At 76.3% G+C, this 18,266-nt stretch carries 3 protein-coding genes; all 3 read right to left on the reverse strand.

The annotated features are described in order from the left end of the window. A partial coding sequence (locus tag GCL84_RS30480) for a beta-ketoacyl synthase N-terminal-like domain-containing protein (protein WP_456236912.1) occupies positions 1-5,014 on the reverse strand: 5,014 nt, incomplete at its 3' end. A gap of 70 nt (positions 5,015-5,084) precedes the next feature. Further along, a complete protein-coding gene (locus GCL84_RS28800) occupies positions 5,085-11,288 on the reverse strand; it encodes a beta-ketoacyl synthase N-terminal-like domain-containing protein (RefSeq protein ID WP_456236913.1) in 6,204 nt (2,067 codons plus the stop codon). After that, on the reverse strand, positions 11,285-18,266 hold a 6,982-nt coding region (locus GCL84_RS29590), incomplete at its 5' end, for a type I polyketide synthase (RefSeq protein ID WP_197523590.1). The genes GCL84_RS28800 and GCL84_RS29590, both read right to left, overlap by 4 nt.

Here is an 18,266-nt window from a genome sequence, read left to right on the forward strand (position 1 = left end):
TGACCCGCTGCTGCGACGGCCCGTTCGGCGCGGTGAGGCCGTTGGACGCGCCGTCCTGGTTGACCGCCGAGCCGCTGAGCAGCGCCAGCACGGTGTGCCCGTTGCGGCGGGCGTCGGAGAGCCGTTCGAGCACGACCAGGCCCGCGCCCTCGCCCCAGCCGGTGCCGTCCGCGCCCTCGGCGAACGCCTTGCACCGGCCGTCGGCGGCCAGGCCGCGCTGCCGGGCGAACTCGGTGAACGCCATCGGCGAGGCCATCACCCGCACGCCCCCGGCCAGCGCCAGCGAGGTCTCCCCCGACCGCAGCGCCTGCGCGGCCAGGTGCACCGCGACCAGCGACGACGAGCACGCGGTGTCGACCGTCATCGACGGCCCCTCCAGGCCCAGCGCGTAGGAGACGCGGCCGGACACGACGCTGGCGGCGTTGCCGGTGAGCAGGTAGCCCTCGGTGCCCTCCGGGGCCTCGCGCAGCCCGGCGACGTAGTCCAGGCCGCTGGTGCCGGTGTACACGCCGGTGTCGGAGCCGCGCAGCGAGGACGGGGCGATGCCCGCGCGCTCCACCGCCTCCCAGGACAGCTCCAGCAGCAGCCGCTGCTGCGGGTCCATGGCCAGCGCCTCGCGCGGGGAGATCTCGAAGAACCCGGCGTCGAAGGACGCGGCCCCGTCGAGGAACCCGCCCACGGCGGCGTAGTCGCCGGTCGGCCAGCCCCGGTCGGCGGGGAAGCCGCCCATGGCGTCGCGGCCCTCGGCGAGCAGGTCCCAGTACGCCTCGGGCGAGTCGGCGCCGCCGGGGAACCGGCAGGCCATGCCGACGATCGCGATGGGCTCGCCGGTGCCGGTGGCGGCCGTGGCGGCGGCGAAGGCGGCGTCCGTGCCCGTGGCCTCGGCCCGCAGGTGGGCGGCGAGGGCGGTGCAGGTCGGGTAGTCGAAGACGACGGTCGCGGGCAGGGCCACGCCGGTGGCGGCGGTGAGCCGGTTGCGCAGCTCCACGGCGGTCAGCGAGTCGAACCCCAGGTCCCGGAACGGCTTCGCGGCTCCCACAGCGGCCGGGTCGGTGTGCCCGAGCACGGCGGCGGCCTGCGCCCGGACCAGCTCGGTGACCACGGCGGCGGCCTCGGCGTCGGGCAGCCCGGCGAGCCTGCCCGCCAGCGCGGGCCCGGTCTCGGGCTCGGGCTCCCCCGCCAGGCCACGCAGCACGGGGGCGACGGCTTGGCCGCGCAGGGCCGCGACGTCCAGGCCCACCGGCAGGACGACGGGGTGGCCGGAGGCCAGCGCCTCGTCCCACAGGCGGGTGGCGGCGGTGGCGGTGAGGCCGCGGAAGCCGCCCCGGGCGATGCGGGCCCGGTCGGCGCGGGTGAGCCCCGCGGTCATGCCGCTGTCGTCGGCCCACAGGCCCCAGCCCAGCGCCTGGCCGGGCAGCCCGAGGGCGCGGCGGTGCGCGACCAGGGACTCGACGAAGGTGTTGCCCGCCGCGTAGTTGCCCTGGCCCGCGGCGCCCAGGGTGGCGGCGGCCGAGGAGAACACGACGAACGCGGTCAAGTCGCCGGTCAGCTCGTGCAGGTTCCAGGCGGCGGCCTTGGCGGCCATGACCCCGGCGACCCGCTCGGGCGTCAGCGCGCCGATCGTGCCGTCGTCGACGGCCCCGGCGGCGTGCACGACGGCGGTCAGGTCGTCGATGCCGTCGAGCACGGCCTTGAGCGCGTCCCGGTCGGCGACGTCGCAGGCGAGCACCGTGGCCGCCGTGCCCGCCGCCGCGAGTTCGGCGACCAGCTCGGCCGCGCCGGGGGTGTCCATGCCGCGCCGCCCGAGCAGGACGAGCTTGGCCGCGGGGACGTGCTTGGCGATGACCGACCCGGCCATGCCCAGGGCGCCGGTGATCAGCACGGTGCCCTCGGGATCCCAGCCCGGGGCCTCGCCCGCCGGGGCCGGGGCCAGGCGGGGGACCAGGATCTCGCCGTCGCGGACGGCCAGGCGCGGCTCGTCGCCGGGGCCGACCAAGGTCAGGTCCGAGCCGTCGGTGTCGACGTGGACGATCCGGCCGGGGTTCTCGGACTGGGCGGAGGCGAGCAGGCCCGCCAGCCCGGCCGCGCCCAGGCCGTCGACCCGGTCGCCGTCGCGCACGCCCAGGGCGTCGCGGGTGAGGGCGACCAGGGTGCCGGAACCGGTGTCCAGCCAGGTTTGCAGGAACGCGAGGCCGTCTGTGGTCGTCGCGACGGCGGTGTCCGGAGTGGCGCCGAACCCGGCGGGCCACACCAGGACGTCGGGGGTGTCGGCGAGGTCGGCGGCCAGCGGCAGGGACGCCCAGGGCTCGGTGAGGCCGTCCGGGCGCGCGGCCAGGGCCCAGGTCCCGTCGGCGGGGGTGGGCTTGTGCGGCTGCCAGCCGACGGCGTAGAGGTCACCGCGGTCGCCCCAGGCGGCGGGGGCGGAGCCGCTGTCGGCGAGCCAGAAGTGCTGGCGCTGGAAGGCGTAGGTGGGCAGGTCGACGACCCGGCCGCCGGGGAACCAGGCCGACCAGTCCAGGTCGACGCCCAGCGCCCACGCCTGGCCCGCCGACAGCGCCAGCCGGTCAAGGCCGTCCTGGTCGCGGCGCAGCGTGCCCACGGCGGTGCCCGCCATCCCGGACACGACCACCGGGTGCGGGCTGACCTCGATGAACACGGCCCCGTCGAGGGCGGTGACGACGTCGTGGAACAGCACGGTCTGGCGCAGGTTGCGGTACCAGTAGCCCGCGTCCAACTCGACGCCGTCAAGCACCTCGCCGGTCACCGTGGAGCGCAGCGGGACCCGGGCGTCCCGGGGCTGGATGGGCCCCAGCACGTCCAACAGCTCGGCTTCGAGGGCCTCGACCTGCGCGGAGTGCGACGCGTAGTCCACCGGCACCCGACGAACCCGGACACCATCGGCCTCAGCCGCCGCCATCACCGCGTCCAACCCCGGGTTGTCCCCCGAGATCACCACCGACGCTGCGCCATTGACCGCCGCGATCCCCACACCGTTGAAAGCCGCGATCCGCTCGCGCACCTGCTCCACAGGCAACGCCAACGACACCATGCCACCACGCCCCGCCAACCGCGCCGCGATCGCCCTCGACCGCAGCGCGACCACCCGCGCACCGTCCTCAAGCGACAAAGCACCCGCCACAACAGCGGCCGCGATCTCACCCTGTGAATGCCCGACCACGGCAGCGGGCGTGACCCCGGAGGACTCCCACACCGCCGCCAGCGACACCATGACCGCCCACAACGCGGGCTGCACGACGTCGACCCGCTCCAACGCCTCCGCGTCACCCAGCACCGACGTCAGGTCCCAGTCGACGAAGGCGCCGAGGGCCGCCGCGCACTCCGCCATCCGCGCCGCGAACACCGGGTGCGTGTCGATGAGCCCGCGCCCCATGCCCACCCACTGCGCGCCCTGGCCGGGGAACACGAACACCGGCTTGCCCGACGACCCGGCCACCCCGGCGACCAGGGACGGCGCGGGCAGGTCGGCGGCGAGCGCGTCCAGCCCGGCCCGGTCCAGCACGACCGCCCGGTGCTCCAGCGCGGCCCGGGTCGTGGCGAGCGAGAAGCCGATGTCCTCGGCCCGCCCCTCGACGTCGAGCAGCCGCGCCGCCTGCTCGCGCAGCGCAGCGGGGGTGGCGCCGGACAGGACCCACGGCGCGACCGGGACGTCCGGCCCGGCCTCGGGCTCGTCGACCGCCGGGGCCTGCTCGATAATGACGTGCGCGTTGGTGCCGGAGATGCCGAACGAGGAGACCCCGGCCCGGCGCGGGGCCTGCCCGCGCGGCCACGGGCGGGCCTCGGTCAGCAGCGACACCGACCCGGCGGTCCAGTCGACGTGCGAGGTGGGCTCGTCGACGTGCAGGGTGCGGGGCAGCGTCTCGTGCCGCAGCGCCTGCACCACCTTGATCACCCCGGCGACGCCCGCGGCGGCCTGGGTGTGGCCGATGTTCGACTTCACCGACCCCAGCCACAGCGGCGTCTCGCGGTCCCGGCCGTAGGTGGCCAGCAGCGCCTGGGCCTCGATCGGGTCGCCCAGGGTGGTCCCGGTGCCGTGCGCCTCGACGACGTCCACATCGGACGGGGCGAGGCGGGCGTTGTCCAGGGCCGCCTGGATGACCCGGCGCTGCGAGGGGCCGTTGGGCGCGGTGAGGCCGTTGGACGCGCCGTCCTGGTTGACCGCCGACCCGCGCACGACCGCCAGCACCCGGTGCCCGTTGCGCCGCGCCTCGGACAGCGTCTCCAGCACCAGGACGCCGACGCCCTCGGCGAACCCGGCGCCGTCGGCGGACTCGGCGAAGGCCTTGCACCGGCCGTCGGCGGCCAGACCGCCCTGGCGGCCCAGCTCGCCGAACAGGCCGGGGGTCACCATGACCGTGGCCCCGGCGGCCAGCGCCAGCGAGCACTCGCCGCCGCGCAGCGCCTGCGCGGCCAGGTGCAGCGCGACCAGCGACGACGAGCACGCCGTGTCGAGGGTGACCGCGGGCCCCTCGACGCCGAGGAAGTAGGCCAGCCGCCCGGACATGACGCTGGCGACGTTGCCGGTCAGCAGGTGCCCGGCCAGGTCCTCGCCCGCCGAGCCGCCGTAGCCGGAGACCGCCGCGCCGACGAAGACCCCGGCCCGGGTGCCGCGCAGCGACACCGGGTCGACCCCGGCCCGCTCCAGCGCCTCCCAGGACGTCTCCAGCAGCAGCCGCTGCTGCGGGTCCATCGCCAGCGCCTCGCGCGGGGAGATCCCGAAGAACCCGGGGTCGAACTCCCCGGCCCCGGTCAGGAACCCGCCGGAGGCCGCCGTCCGCGGGTCGACGTCCCAGCCGCGGTCGCCGGGGACGTCGGTGATCGCGTCGCGGCCCGCGGCGACCAGGTCCCACAGGTCGTCCGGGGAGCCGACGCCGCCCGGGTACCGGCAGCCCATGCCGACGACGGCGATGGGCTCGCGGCCCCGGTCCTCGGCCTCGCGCAGGCGCCTTCGGGTGTCGCGAAGATCAGCGGTGGCTCGCTTGAGGTAGTCGAGCAGCTTCTCTTCGTTCGTCATCCCTGGTCACTCCCTTGCCTGCGCCTGCGCGGGCCCGCTCAGGCCCGCGCGGTCACGGTGTCTCCAGCTCCGAGTCGAGGAAGGAGAACATCTCCTCCGCGGTGGCCCGCTCCAGCGCCGCCGCGTCCTCGTCGGCTTGGGCGGTCCCAGCGGCGTTCCACCGGGCCAGCAGCGACTTCAGCCGCGCCGTCACCGCGTCCCGGGTGTCGGTGTCGGCCAGCAGCGGGGCCAGGTCGTCTGCGCCCATCAGCGCCAGGGCGGCGTCGAGCCGCTGCACGTCGCGCACGAACGCCGGGGCGGCGGTGTCCGCCGCCGCGTCCCCGACCAGCTCGCCGCGCAGCAGCCCGACCAGCGCCTCCGGGGTGGGGTGGTCGAACACGAGCGTGGCGGGCAGCCGCAGCCCGGTCGCGGCGGCGATCCGGTTGCGCAGCTCGACCGCGGTCAGCGAGTCGAAGCCGAGCTCCTTGAACGCCTTGCGCGGCCCGACCGCGGCCGACGAGATGCGCCCCAGCACGGCCGCGGTGTGCGTGGCGACCAGGTCGAACAGCACCCGGTCCCGCGCCTCTGAATCCAGTGTGGACAAGCGGTCGGCCAGCGAGCCGCCGCGCACCGGGGTCTGCGCGGTCCGTCGGGCCCTGGGCCGGACCAGTCCGCGCAGCAGGTGCGGCGGCTCGCCTTCCACGGCGCCGAGGGCCGCGAGGTCCATGCTGACCTGCACGGCCAGCGGGTCGCCGCCCGCCAGGGCGGAGTCGAACAGCGCGAGCCCGGTCTCAGTGGACAGCGGGCGCAGCCCGGCCCCGGCCATCCGGGCCACGTCGGCGTCGTCGAGCCCGGCGGTCAGCGCGCTGCGCTCGGCCCACAGGCCCCAGGCCATCGCCACGGCGGGCAGCCCCAGGGCGCGGCGGTGGCGCACCAGCTCGTCGGTGAAGGCGTTGGCGGCGCTGTAGTTGGCCTGCCCGGCCGCGCCGAAGGTGGCCGAGGCCGAGGAGAACAGGACGAACCCGGCCAGGTCCTTGTCGGCGGTCAGCTCGTGCAGGTGCCAGGCCGCGTCCACCTTCGGCGCGAGCACCGGGTGCAGCCGCTCGGCGGTCTGCGCGTCGAGCACGCCGTCGTCGATGACCCCGGCCATGTGCACGACGGCGGTCAGGTCGCGGCCGTCGAGCAGGGCCGCGAGCTGGTCGCGGTCGGCGGCGTCGCAGGCGGCGATCTCGACGGTGGCGCCCAACCCGGCCAGCTCGGCGCGCAGGTCCGCCGCCCCGGGGGCGTCGGCGCCGCGGCGGGTGGCCAGCAGCAGGTCCCGCACGCCGTGGTCGGTGACCAGGTGGCGGGCGACGTGCCCGCCGAGGGTGCCGGTGCCGCCGGTGAGCAGCACGGTCCCCGCCGGGTCCCAGGCGCGCGGGACGGTGAGCACGAGCTTGCCGGTGTGCCGCCCGGAGGCGATGTGCCGGAAGGCGTCGGGGGCGCGGCGGACGTCCCACGCGGTGCGCGGGAGCGGGGTCAGCGCGCCCGCGGCGAACAGGCCGACCAGCTCGGCGAAGATCTCCCGGATGCGGTCCGGCCCGGCCTCGCCCAGCTCGAACGGGCGGTAGGCGATCCCGGCGGGGACCTGCTCGCGGATGTCGGTCTTGCCCATCTCGGCGAACCGGCCGCCGTCGCCGAGCAGGCCCAGCGAGGCGTCGACGAACGTGCCCGCGAGCGAGTTCAGCACGACGTCGACGGCCGGGAACCTCGCGGCGAAGTCCAGGTCGCGGGAGGAGGCGAGGTGGTCGTCGTCGAAGCCGAGGGCGCGCAGGGTGTCCCACTTGCCCGCGCTGGCGGTGCCGAAGACCTCCGCGCCGAGGTGGCGGGCGATCTGCGTGGCGGCCATCCCGACCCCGCCCGCAGCGGCGTGCACGAGGACCTTCTCCCCCGCGCGCAGCCCGGCGACGTCGACCAGGCCGTAGTAGGCGGTGAGGAACACGACCGGCACCGAGGCGGCCTCGGCGAACGACCAGCCCGCGGGGACCGGCACGAGCAGCCGGTGGTCGGTGACGGCGGTCGTGCCGATGCCACCGAAGACCATGCCCAGCACCCGGTCGCCGGGGGCGAACGCGGTGACCGCGGACCCGACGGCGGTGACGACCCCGGCGGCCTCGCTGCCGATCGGCGCGTCACCCGGGTACATGCCCAGCGCGATCAGCGCGTCGCGGAAGTTCAGGCCCGCCGCGCGGACCGACACGCGGACCTCCAGCGGGTCGAGCTCGGCGGTCGCGTCGGCGGGGACGAGGGCGAGGTTGTCGATGGTGCCCTTGGCGGTGACGTCGAGCCGCCAGTCGGCGGTGGTGGCGGGCGGCACGAGCGCGCCCGCGGCGTCGGCGCGGGTCAGCCGCGGCACGAGCACGACGCCGTCGCGGATCGCGGCCTGCGGCTCGCCGGTGGCCACGACCGCCCGGACCTGCCGGTCGGTGGCGGGGGCGTCGGCGTCGAGCAGGGCGAAGCGGCCCGGGTTCTCCGACTGGGCCGAGCGCAGCAGGCCCCAGACCGGCGACTGCGCGAGGGCGCCCGCGGCGGCCTCGGTGTCGAGGGTGATCGCGCCCCGGGTGACCACGACGAGCACGGTGTCGGCCGAGCGCGGGTCGTCCAACCAGGAGTGGGCCGTCTCCAGCGCCCACCGCGCGGCGGCGTGCGCGTCCGCGACGGGATCGCCGGTCGCGTCCGGCGCGGTGGCCACGACGTGCGCCGGTCCGTCCACAGTGGCTTCGGCGGGCGTGGTCCAGGTCAGGGTGTAGCCCGCGCTGGTCCGCTTGGCCGGGCCCGCCATCGGGCGCAGCACCAGGGACTCCACGTCGAGGACCGGTTCGCCGAGCGTGTCGGCGACGGTGATCGCGACGCCGTCGGGGCCCGCGGGCGCCAGCTTCGCGCGGACCTCGGTGGCGCCCGCGGTGTGCAGCGTGACACCGGTCCAGGCGAACGGCAGGTGGGGGACGTCGCCGCGGTGGCTGTCCCGGCCCGCGGTCGCCCCGAGGCCGTGCAGCACGGCGTCGAGCAACGCCGGGTGCACACCGAACACGCGGGCCTCCGTCTGCCGATCGGCCGCCAGGACCACCTCAGCAAACACCTCGTCCCCACGGCGCCAAAGCGCGCGCAGCCCCTTAAACGCCTCCCCGTACCCCAGACCGGAGGCGGTCAACCCCTGATACAGCGCGGCCACGTCGACCGGCTCGGCGCCGCGCGGCGGCCAGACCAGCAGGTCGTCGGCGCGCCGGGCGGTCCCGGGGGCCCCGGACAGGGCACCCCTGGCGTGGCACACCCACCCCTGTTCCCCCTCGGTCGCGGCGTGCACGGCGACCGGCCTGCGGCCGTCATCCCCGGCCGCGCCGACGACGACCTGGACCCGGACGGCGCCGCGCTCGGGCAGCGCGAGCGGGGCCAGCAGGGTCAGCTCGTCCACCCGGGACAGGCCGACCTCCTCGCCCGCGCGCAACGCCAGCTCGACGAACGCGGTGCCGGGCACGATGACCTGCGCGCCGACGGCGTGGTCGACCAGCCAGGGCTGCGCGGTCCGCGACAGCCGACCGGACAGCACGACGTCGCCGGTCTCGGCGACCTCGACGGTGGCGCCCAGCAGCGGGTGCGCCCCGGCGGCCAGGCCCCAGGCGGCGGGGTCGCCCGCCCCGGCGGCGGCGGCGAGCCAGTAGCGGTCGCGTTGGAAGGGGTAGGTGGGCAGGGCGGCGCGCGGTCCGTCGCCGTACCAGCCCGCCCAGTCCACGGCGGCGCCCAGCGTCCACGCCTCGCCCAGGGCCAGCGCGAACCGGTCGCGGCCGCCCTCGTCGCGGCGCAGCGTGCCCACGGCCCGGTCGTCCATCCCGGGAGCCAGCACCGGGTGCGGGCTGACCTCCACGAACACCGCCCCGTCGAGTCGGGTGACGACGTCGTGGAACAGCACGGTCTGGCGCAGGTTGCGGTACCAGTAGCCCGCGTCCATGCCGGCCCCGGTGACGACCTCACCGGTGACCGTGGAGTGGATCGGGACCTGCCCGTCGACCGGCGCGACGGCGGCCAGCACGTCGAGCAGTTCGGCCTCCAACGCCTCCACCTGCGCCGAGTGCGACGCGTAGTCCACCGGCACCCGCCGAACCCGAACCCCCTCATCCTCCGCAGCCGCCACCACCGCGTCCAACCCCGGGTTGTCCCCCGAGATCACCACCGACGACGGCCCGTTCACCGCCGCGATCCCCACACCGTCGAACCCGGCGATCCGCTCCCGCACCTTCTCCACCGGCAACGCCAGCGACACCATGCCACCACGCCCAGCGAGCCGCGCCGCAATCGCCTTGGACCGCAGGGCAACGACCCGGGCACCGTCCTCAAGCGACAAAGCACCCGCCACAACAGCGGCCGCGATCTCACCCTGCGAATGCCCGACCACAGCGGACGGGGTGACGCCGTGCGCCTGCCACACGGCGGCCAAAGACACCATGACCGCCCACAACGCGGGCTGCACGACGTCAACGCGCTCCAGCGCCTCCGCGTCCCCCAGCACGTCGCCGAGGTCCCAGGAGACGAACGGGCGCAGCGCCTCGGCGCACTCCTTCATCCGGGTGGCGAAGACCGGTTCGGCGTCGATGAGGTCCAGGCCCATCCGCACCCACTGCGCGCCCTGGCCCGGGAAGACGAACACCGGCTCGGCGGTCCCGTCGGCGGTGCCGGTGACCGGCTCCCGGTCGGGGCCGAGCAGCACGGCGCGGTGGTCGAACACCGCCCGGCGGCTCAGCGCCCGGCCGACCCGGGTAGGGGTGGCGTCGACCCCGCGCACACCCTCGACCAGCGCGGCGAGCGCTTCCGGGGAGCGCGCGGACAGCGCCCACGGGGTGATCGGCAGCTCCGGTCCTGGCGCGGCCTCCGCTGTCTCCTCGCTGGCCTGCTCCAGGATCACGTGCGCGTTCGTGCCCGAGACGCCGAACGACGACACGCCCGCCCGGCGCGGCCGGTCCACCGAGGGCCAGTCGCGGCCGTCGGTCAGCAGCTCGACCGCACCGGCCGACCAGTCCACGTTGGCCGACGGCCGGTCCACGTGCAGCGTCTTGGGCAGGCGGCCGTGCCGCAGGGCCAGCACCATCTTGATCACCCCGGCGACGCCGGAGGCGGCCTGGCAGTGGCCCATGTTGGACTTCATCGAGCCCAGCAGCAGCGGCTGGGCCCCGGCGCGGCCCTGCCCGTAGGTGGCCAGCAGCGCGGTGGCCTCGATGGGGTCGCCGAGGGTGGTGCCGGTGCCGTGCGCCTCGACGGCGTCGACGTCGGCGGCGCCCAGGCGGGCGTTGTCCAGCGCGGCGCGGATGACGCGCTGCTGGGCCAGGCCGCTGGGCGCGGTGAGGCCGTTCGACGCGCCGTCCTGGTTGATCGCCGACCCGCGGATGACGGCCAGGACCTCGTGCCCGGCCTTGCGGGCGGCCGACAGCGGTTCCAGCAGGACCACCCCGACGCCCTCGGACCAGCCGATGCCGTCCGCGGCGTCGGCGAACGCCTTGCACCGCCCGTCGGCGGCCAGGCCCTTCTGCCGGGAGAACTCGGTGAACGACCCGGTGGTCGACAGCACCGACACCCCGCCGACGACGGCGCGCGAGCACTCCTGGCGGCGCAGCGCCTGCACGGCCAGGTGCAGGGCCACCAGCGACGACGAGCACGCGGTCTCCACCGTGACCGCCGGGCCCTCCAGGCCGAAGGTGTAGGCGACGCGGCCGGACAGCACGCTGGTCAGGGTGCCGGTGAGCAGGTAGCCCTCCACGCCCTCGGCGGCCGGGTCCGAGCCCAGGCCGTAGCCCTGGGAGGCGGCCCCGACGTAGACGCCGGTGTCGGACCCCTTGAGCGCGGCCGGGTCCAGGCCCGCCCGCTCGAAGGCCTCCCAGACCCCTTCGAGCAGCAGCCGCTGCTGCGGGTCCATGGCCAGCGCCTCGCGCGGGGAGATCTCGAAGAACCCGGCGTCGAAGCCGGTGGCGTCGTCCAGGAAGCCGCCCACGGCGGTGTAGTCGGCGTCGGCGGGGACCTCCCAGCCGCGGTCGGCCGGGAAACCGCCGATGGCGTCCACGCCGCCGTCGAGCAGCGCCCACAGGCCCTCGGGGTCGCGGACCCCGCCGGGGTAGCGGCAGCTCATGGCCACCACGGCGATGGGCTCGTGGTCGCGGTCCTGCAACTCGCGCACCCGCCGGTTGGCCTGCTTGAGGTCGGCCGTCGCGCGCTTGAGGTAGTCGCGGAGCTTGGCTTCTGTTGATTCCATCAGGACAGTCCCAACTCGTTGTCGAGCGCGGCGAACAGGTCGTCGTCGGTGGCGGGGTCGAACTCCCCGTCGACGCCCCCCGGGTCGTCCGGGGCGCCCAGGCGGTCGGCGATCGCGCGCAGCCGCTTGGCGAACGCGGCCCGCTGGGTGTCGTCTCCCCCGGCCAGGACCGCCGCCACCCGGTCCAGCTCGGCCAGCGGGTCGACCGGGGGCGCCACCTGGGCGTCGAGGTGGTCGGCGAGGGCGGCGGGCGTGGGGTGGTCGAACACCACCGTCGCGGCGAGCGCGAGGCCGGTGGCCGCGCGCAGCCGGTTGCGCAGCTCCACCACGGTCAGCGAGTCGAACCCGAGCTCGCGGAACGGGCGGGCGGGGCGGATCTGCGCGGTGTCGGGATGGCCGAGGACGGCCGCGGCGGTGGCGCGGACCAGGTCGAGCAGCTCCTTGGCGCGGTCGGCCGGGGCCAGCGCGCCGAGCCGGTCGACGGCGGAGGTGTCGACCGGGGCCTGCTCCGCGCGCAGGGCGGCGACCTCGGGGATGTCGTCGAGCAGCGGCCGGGCCCGCTCGGCGGTGAACGCGGGGACGAACCCGGCCCAGTCGACGTCGGCCACGGCGAGGAACGCCTCGTCGCGGTCGAGCGCCCCCTGCAGCGCCCGCACGGCCAGGGCGGGCGGCATCGCCCGCAGGCCGCGCTTGCGCAGGTTCTCCTCGGCCGCGCCCGCGGCCATGCCCCCGCCGCCCCAGACGCCCCAGGCCACCGAGGTGGCCGCGCGCCCGGCGGCGCGGCGGCGGGCGGCGAGCGCGTCGAGGTGGGCGTTGCCCGCCGCGTACGCGCCCTGGGCCCCGCTGCCCCAGACCCCGGCGTTGGAGGAGAACAGCACGAACGCGTCCAGCTCGGTGTCGCCGAGCAGGGCGTCCAAGTGCTCGGCGCCCGCGGCCTTGGCCGCGACGACGGCGGCGTGCTCGGCGACCCCGGTCTCGGCGATCATCGACGCCTGGCCGACGCCCGCCGCGTGCACGACGGTGCGCACCGGCCCGGTCTCGGCCAGCAGCGCGGCCACGGCGGCCCGGTCGGCGAGGTCGCAAGCGGCGCCGACGACCTCGACGCCCAGGTCCAGCAGCGCCGGGTCGACCCGGCCACCGCGGCTGGCGAGCACGACCCGCTCGGCGCCCGACTCGGCCAGCCACCGGGTGAGGTGCCCGGCGATCGCGCCGGAGCCGCCGGTGACCAGCGCGGTGCCGCTCGTGGTCCACGTGCGGTCGGGAGCGGCGGACGCGGCGCGGACCAGCCTGCGGGCGTGCAGGCCGCAGTCGCGCACGGCGACCTGGTCCTCGGTCCCGGCGAGCGCGGCGACCAGGCCGGGCCCGGCCGTCGCGGGCAGGTCGACCAGGCCGCCGTAGCGGCGCGGGTGCTCCAGCCCGATGACCCGGCCCAGACCCCACAGCGCGGCCTGCGCGGCACTGCCTGCGGTGTCCGGCCCGACGGCCGAGCGGGTGCCCAGCCACAGCGGGGCGTCGATCCCGGCGTCTCCGAGGGCCTGCACCAGGGCGAGGGTCGCGGCCGTGCCGCGGGTGACCTCGGGGTGCGCCGGGTGCGGGCGCTCGTCGGCCCCCAGCAGGGACAGCACGCCCGCGGGGGCGTGGGCGACGAGGTCGCGTTCGAGGCTTTCGCGGTCGGCGTCGTCGTCCACCCGGAGGATCTCGACGGTGGCACCGCCCTGGGTGAGGGCTTGGGCGCAGTCGTCGAGCGGGGTGTCCTCGAAGCCGACGAGCAGCCAGTCACCGGTGAGGGCGGCGGGTTCGGCGGGCAGCCGCTTCCAGGTGACGGTGTAGCGCCAGTCGGCCACCGGATCGCCGGTCCGGGCCGCGGCGAGCCAGAAGCGCTCGCGCTGGAAGGCGTAGGTGGGCAGGGCGGCCGGGCGGCCGGCCGGGTACCAGGGGGTCCAGTCGACGGCGACGCCGAGCGCGTGCGCCTCGGCCAGCGACAGCGCGACCCTGGTGCGGTCGCCCTGGTCGCGGCGCAGCGTGCCCACGGCCGGGGCGGCCATCCCGGGCACCAGCACCGGGTGCGGGCTGACCTCGACGAACACCGCCCCGGAGATCGCGGTGACCACGTCGTCGAACAGCACCGTCGAACGCAGGTTCCGATACCAGTAGGCGGCGTCCATGTCCGCCCCGGTGACCACCTCGCCGGTCACGGTCGAGTGCACCGGCACGGTCGGCGCCAGCGGCGCGACCGGCCCGAGCACGTCGAGCAGTTCGGCTTCCAGGGCCTCGACCTGCGCCGAGTGCGACGCGTAGTCCACCGGCACCCGGCGGACCCGGACCCCCTCGGCCTCGGCGGCGGCCATCACCGCGTCCAGGCCGGGGTTGTCGCCGGAGACCACCACCGACGACTGCCCGTTGACCGCCGCGATCCCGACGCCGTCGTGCCCGGCGATCCGGCGCCGGACCTGCTCGACCGGCAGCGCCACCGACACCATGCCCCCCTGCCCGGTCAGCCGGGTCGCGATCGCCTTGGACCGCAGCGCAACCACCCGAGCACCGTCCTCAAGCGACAACGCACCCGCGACAACAGCAGCCGCGATCTCACCCTGCGAGTGGCCCACCACAGCGGACGGCGTGACACCGTGCGCCTGCCACACGGCGGCCAGCGACACCATCACCGCCCACAGCGCGGGCTGCACGACGTCGACCCGCTCCAACGCGGTCTCGTCGTCCAGCACCGACAGCAGGTCCCAGTCGACGAACGGCTCCAGCGCCGTGGCGCACTCGCCCATCCGGGCGGCGAACACCGGGTCGGCGTCGAGCAGGTCGAGTCCCATGCCGACCCACTGCGCGCCCTGCCCGGGGAAGACGAAGACCGGCCGGGCCGGACCGTCCGCGGTGCCGGTGACCAGCGACGCCGACGGGGTGTCGGCGGCCAGCGCGGCGAGCCCGGCGCGCAGCCGGTCGCGGGCGCCGACCACCACGGCCCGCTCGGCGAACGCGGCCCGGGTGGTGGCCAGGGCCAAACCCACGTCGTCGATCCGGCCCTCGGCGTCGAGCAGGCGGGCGGCCTGCTCGCGCAGCGCCCCGGAGGAGGCGGCCGACAGCACCCAGGGCACCACCGCGGGCTCGGCCGGGCGCGGCGCGGGAGCCTGCTCGACGATGCTCTGCTCAATAATGACGTGGGCGTTGGTGCCGCTCATGCCGAACGAGGACACGGCGGCCCGGCGCGGGCGGTCCACGGCGGGCCAGTCGCGGGTGGCGGTGAGCAGGTCAACCGACCCGGAGGCCCAGTCGACCTTCGACGACGGGGCGTCGACGTGCAGGGTCTTGGGCAGCACCCCGTTCCGCACGGCCTGCACCACCTTGATCACCCCGGCGAGGCCGGAGGCGGCCTGCGTGTGGCCGATGTTCGACTTGAGCGAACCCAGGTACAGCGGCGTCTCGCGGTCCTGGCCGTAGGTCGCCAGCAGCGCCTGCGCCTCGATCGGGTCACCCAGGGCGGTCCCGGTCCCGTGCGCCTCCACAGCGTCCACATCGGACGGGGCAAGCCCCGCGGCGGCGAGGGCGTCGCGGATGACGCGCTGCTGCGCGGGCCCGTTCGGGGCGGTCAGGCCGTTGGACGCGCCATCGGAGTTGACCGCCGAGCCGCGCACGACGGCCAAGACCTCGTGTCCGTCGCGGACGGCGTCGGAGAGCCGTTCGACGACCAGCACGCCCACGCCCTCGGACCAGCCGGTTCCGTCGGCGCCCTCGGCGAACGCCTTGCACCGGCCGTCGGCCGCGACCCCGCCCTGCTTGGTGAACTCGACGAACACGCCGGGGGTCGCCATCACGGCCACCCCGCCGACCAGCGCCATCGAGCACTCCCCCGCGCGCAGCGACTGCGCGGCCAGGTGCAGGGCGACCAGCGACGACGAGCACGCGGTGTCCAGCGTCATCGCGGGCCCGCGCAGGCCCAGGTGGTAGGCCAGCCGCCCGGACGGCATCGAGCCCGCGCCACCGGTGAGCAGGTGCCCGGAGACCCCGGCCGCCTCGGTGTCGGCGCCCAGGCCGTAGCCGGACATGCTCGCGCCGACGAACACCCCCGTGCGGGAGTCCCGCAGGGCGGTCGGTGACAGCGCGGCGCGTTCGACGGCTTCCCACGCGGTTTCCAGCAGCAGCCGCTGCTGCGGGTCCATGGCCAGCGCCTCGCGCGGGGAGATGCCGAACAGGCCGGCGTCGAAACCGGTGGCGCTGGGCAGGAAGCCGCCCTCGGCGGTGGCCGACGCGGCGGAGGTGTCCCAGCCGCGGTCGGTGGGGAAGCCGGACAGGGCGTCGGTCCCGTCGAGCACCAGTCGCCACAGGTCGTCGGCGTCGGCCACGCCGCCGGGGAACCGGCAGGCCATCGACACGATGGCGATCGGCTCGTCCGCGGCGGCGCGGACGGTCGACTCCTCCGGCACCGCCGCCCCGAGCAGTTCCGCGCGCAGCCAGGCGGCCATCGCGCGGGGGGTGGGGTGGTCGAACACCGCGGTGGCCGGGACGGCGGCCCCGGTCGCGGCGGCGAGCCGGTCGCGGAACTCAATGGCGATCAGCGAGTCGAACCCCAGGTCGGCGAAGGCCGTGTCGTCGGCGATCGTCGCGGGGTCGGCCCGCAGCACGGCGGCGGCCTGGGCGCGGACGATGTCCGGCAGCGCCGCCGGGTCGACGGCCGCGGCTGCTGTCACCTCGGGCTCGGTGGCGAACGCGGACAGCAGCGGGCTGGGGCGGCGGGCGGTGAAGGCCGGGGCGAACCGGTCCCACCGCACGTCGGCGATGACCGCGTGCCCCTCGCCGCCTGCCAGCGTCGCGCCGAGCGCGGCGATGGCCGTCTCGGGGGCCATGACGTCGAGGCCGTGCCGGGCCAGGGCGGCGGCGGCCTGCTCGCTGCCCGCCATGCCGCCCTCGGCCCACGGGCCCCAGGAGACCGAGGTCGCGGGCAGGCCGTCGGCGCGGCGGCGCTCGGCGAGGGCGTCGAGGTAGGCGTTGCCCGCGGCGTAGGCGGACTGGCCGCCGCTGCCCCAGACCCCGGCGATGGAGGAGAACAGGACGAACGCGGTCAGCGGCCGGTCGCGGGTCAGGTCGTCGAGCAGCCGGGCCGCGTCCGCCTTGGGGGCGAGCACGTGGTCGAGGTGCGCGGCCGTGACCTCGGCCAGCGGCGCTTCGGCCAGGGTGCCCGCGGCGTGCACGACGGCCTCGACCGGGTGCGCGTCGAGCAGTGCCGCCAGCGCGTCCCGGTCGGTGACGTCGCAGGCCACGGCGGTGACCGGCAGCCCGGCGAGGTCCGCCGCCCCGGGGGCGGCCGGGCCGCGCCTGCTGGCGAGCACGATGTGGTCGGCGCCGTTGGCGGCCAGCCAGCGGGCCGTGTGCAGGCCGAGCGCGCCGGTCCCGCCGGTCACCAGGACGGTGCCCGCCGGGGTCCACCCGGGTCCGGTGTCGGTCCGCTCGGCCCGGTCCAGGCGGCGGCCGAACGCGCCGAGCCCGCGCAGGGCCACCTGGTCCTCCGGCCCGGTCAAGGCGGCGGCGAGCCGGTCGAGCGTCGGCCCGGTCAGCTCGTCGGGCAGGTCGACCAGCCCGCCCCACAGCTCGGGGTGCTCGACGGCCGCGACCCGGCCGAAGCCCCAGATCAACGCCTGCTCGGGGTCGCGGACCGGGTCGGCGCGGCGGGTGCCGACCGCGCCCCGGGTGATCGCGTGCAGCCGCTTGCCGGTGCCGATGAGCCGCTGGGCCAGCTCGATCGTCGCCCGCAGGTCGGTGTGCAGGCTGACCACGTTGTCGGCGTCCTCGGTGGTCTCGGTGACCTCGGCCCCGCGCGCGGCCAGCGCGGCGGCGATGCCGTCGGGGTCGTCGCCGACGACGGCCCAGGTCCCGGTGAGCGGGGCGGGGTCGAGGGCGAGCGGCTGCCAGGTGACGCGGTAGCGCCAGGTGTCGGCGGCCTGGGTGGTCCGGCGGCGCTGGATCAGGTCGTCCAGCACGGCGCGCTGCTCGCCGGTGAGCGCGAGGGTGTCGACGTCGGCCCAGAAGCCGGACTCGTCGGCGCGCTCGGCGGGCAGGGCCGTGACCCAGAAACGCTCGCGCTGGAACGGGTAGGTGGGCAGCGGCACCCGGTGGGCGCCGGGCAGCGCGGCGGCCCAGTCGACCGAGCCGCCCCGGGCGACCAGGGTCGCGGCGGCGGTCAGCAGCGCGGTGTCCTCGGCGCGGTCGCGGCGCTGGGCCGGGATGCCGATGCCGCCGAGCAGCGGGGTGAGCACGGCATCCGGCCCGATCTCCACCGCCCGCACCGCACCCAGCTCCGCCACACCATCAGCGAACCGCACAGTTCCCCGCACGTGCTCGACCCAGTACCCCGGATCAGTCACCCTGCCCGCCACCAACGGGATCGACGGCTCGTGGAACTCCACCGACTCCACAACCGCCCGGAACTCCTCCAACATCGGGTCCATCAACGGCGAATGGAACGCGTGCGACACACTGAGCCGCTTGGTCTTGTCGAACTCGGCGGCGATCGCCAACACCTCGGACTCCACACCCGAGACCACCACCGACTCGGGGCCGTTGACCGCCGCGATGCTCACACCAGGGGTCAACTCGATCTCGGACTCGGCGGCCTTGATCGACACCATCGCCCCACCCTCCGGCAGGGCACCCATCAACCGACCACGAGCCGACACGACCTTGACCGCGTCCGCGAGGGACCACACCCCGGCCACGTGCGCGGCCGCCAGCTCGCCGATCGAATGCCCGATCAGCACATCCGGGCGCACACCCCACGACTCCAACAACCGCACCAACGCGACCTCGAACGCGAACAGCCCGGCCTGGCTGTGCTCGGTCCGCGAGATCGCGTCGGACCCCAGCGCCTCCCGCAGCCCGTCGAACCGCGACACCACATCGTCGAACGCCTCGGCGAACACCGGGAACCGCTCGGCCAACTCCCGGCCCATGCCGATCCGCTGCGAACCCTGCCCGGAGAAC

It is taken from the genome of Actinokineospora pegani (genome assembly GCF_009745975.1).
GTDB classification, from domain to species: Bacteria; Actinomycetota; Actinomycetes; order Mycobacteriales; family Pseudonocardiaceae; genus Actinokineospora; species Actinokineospora pegani.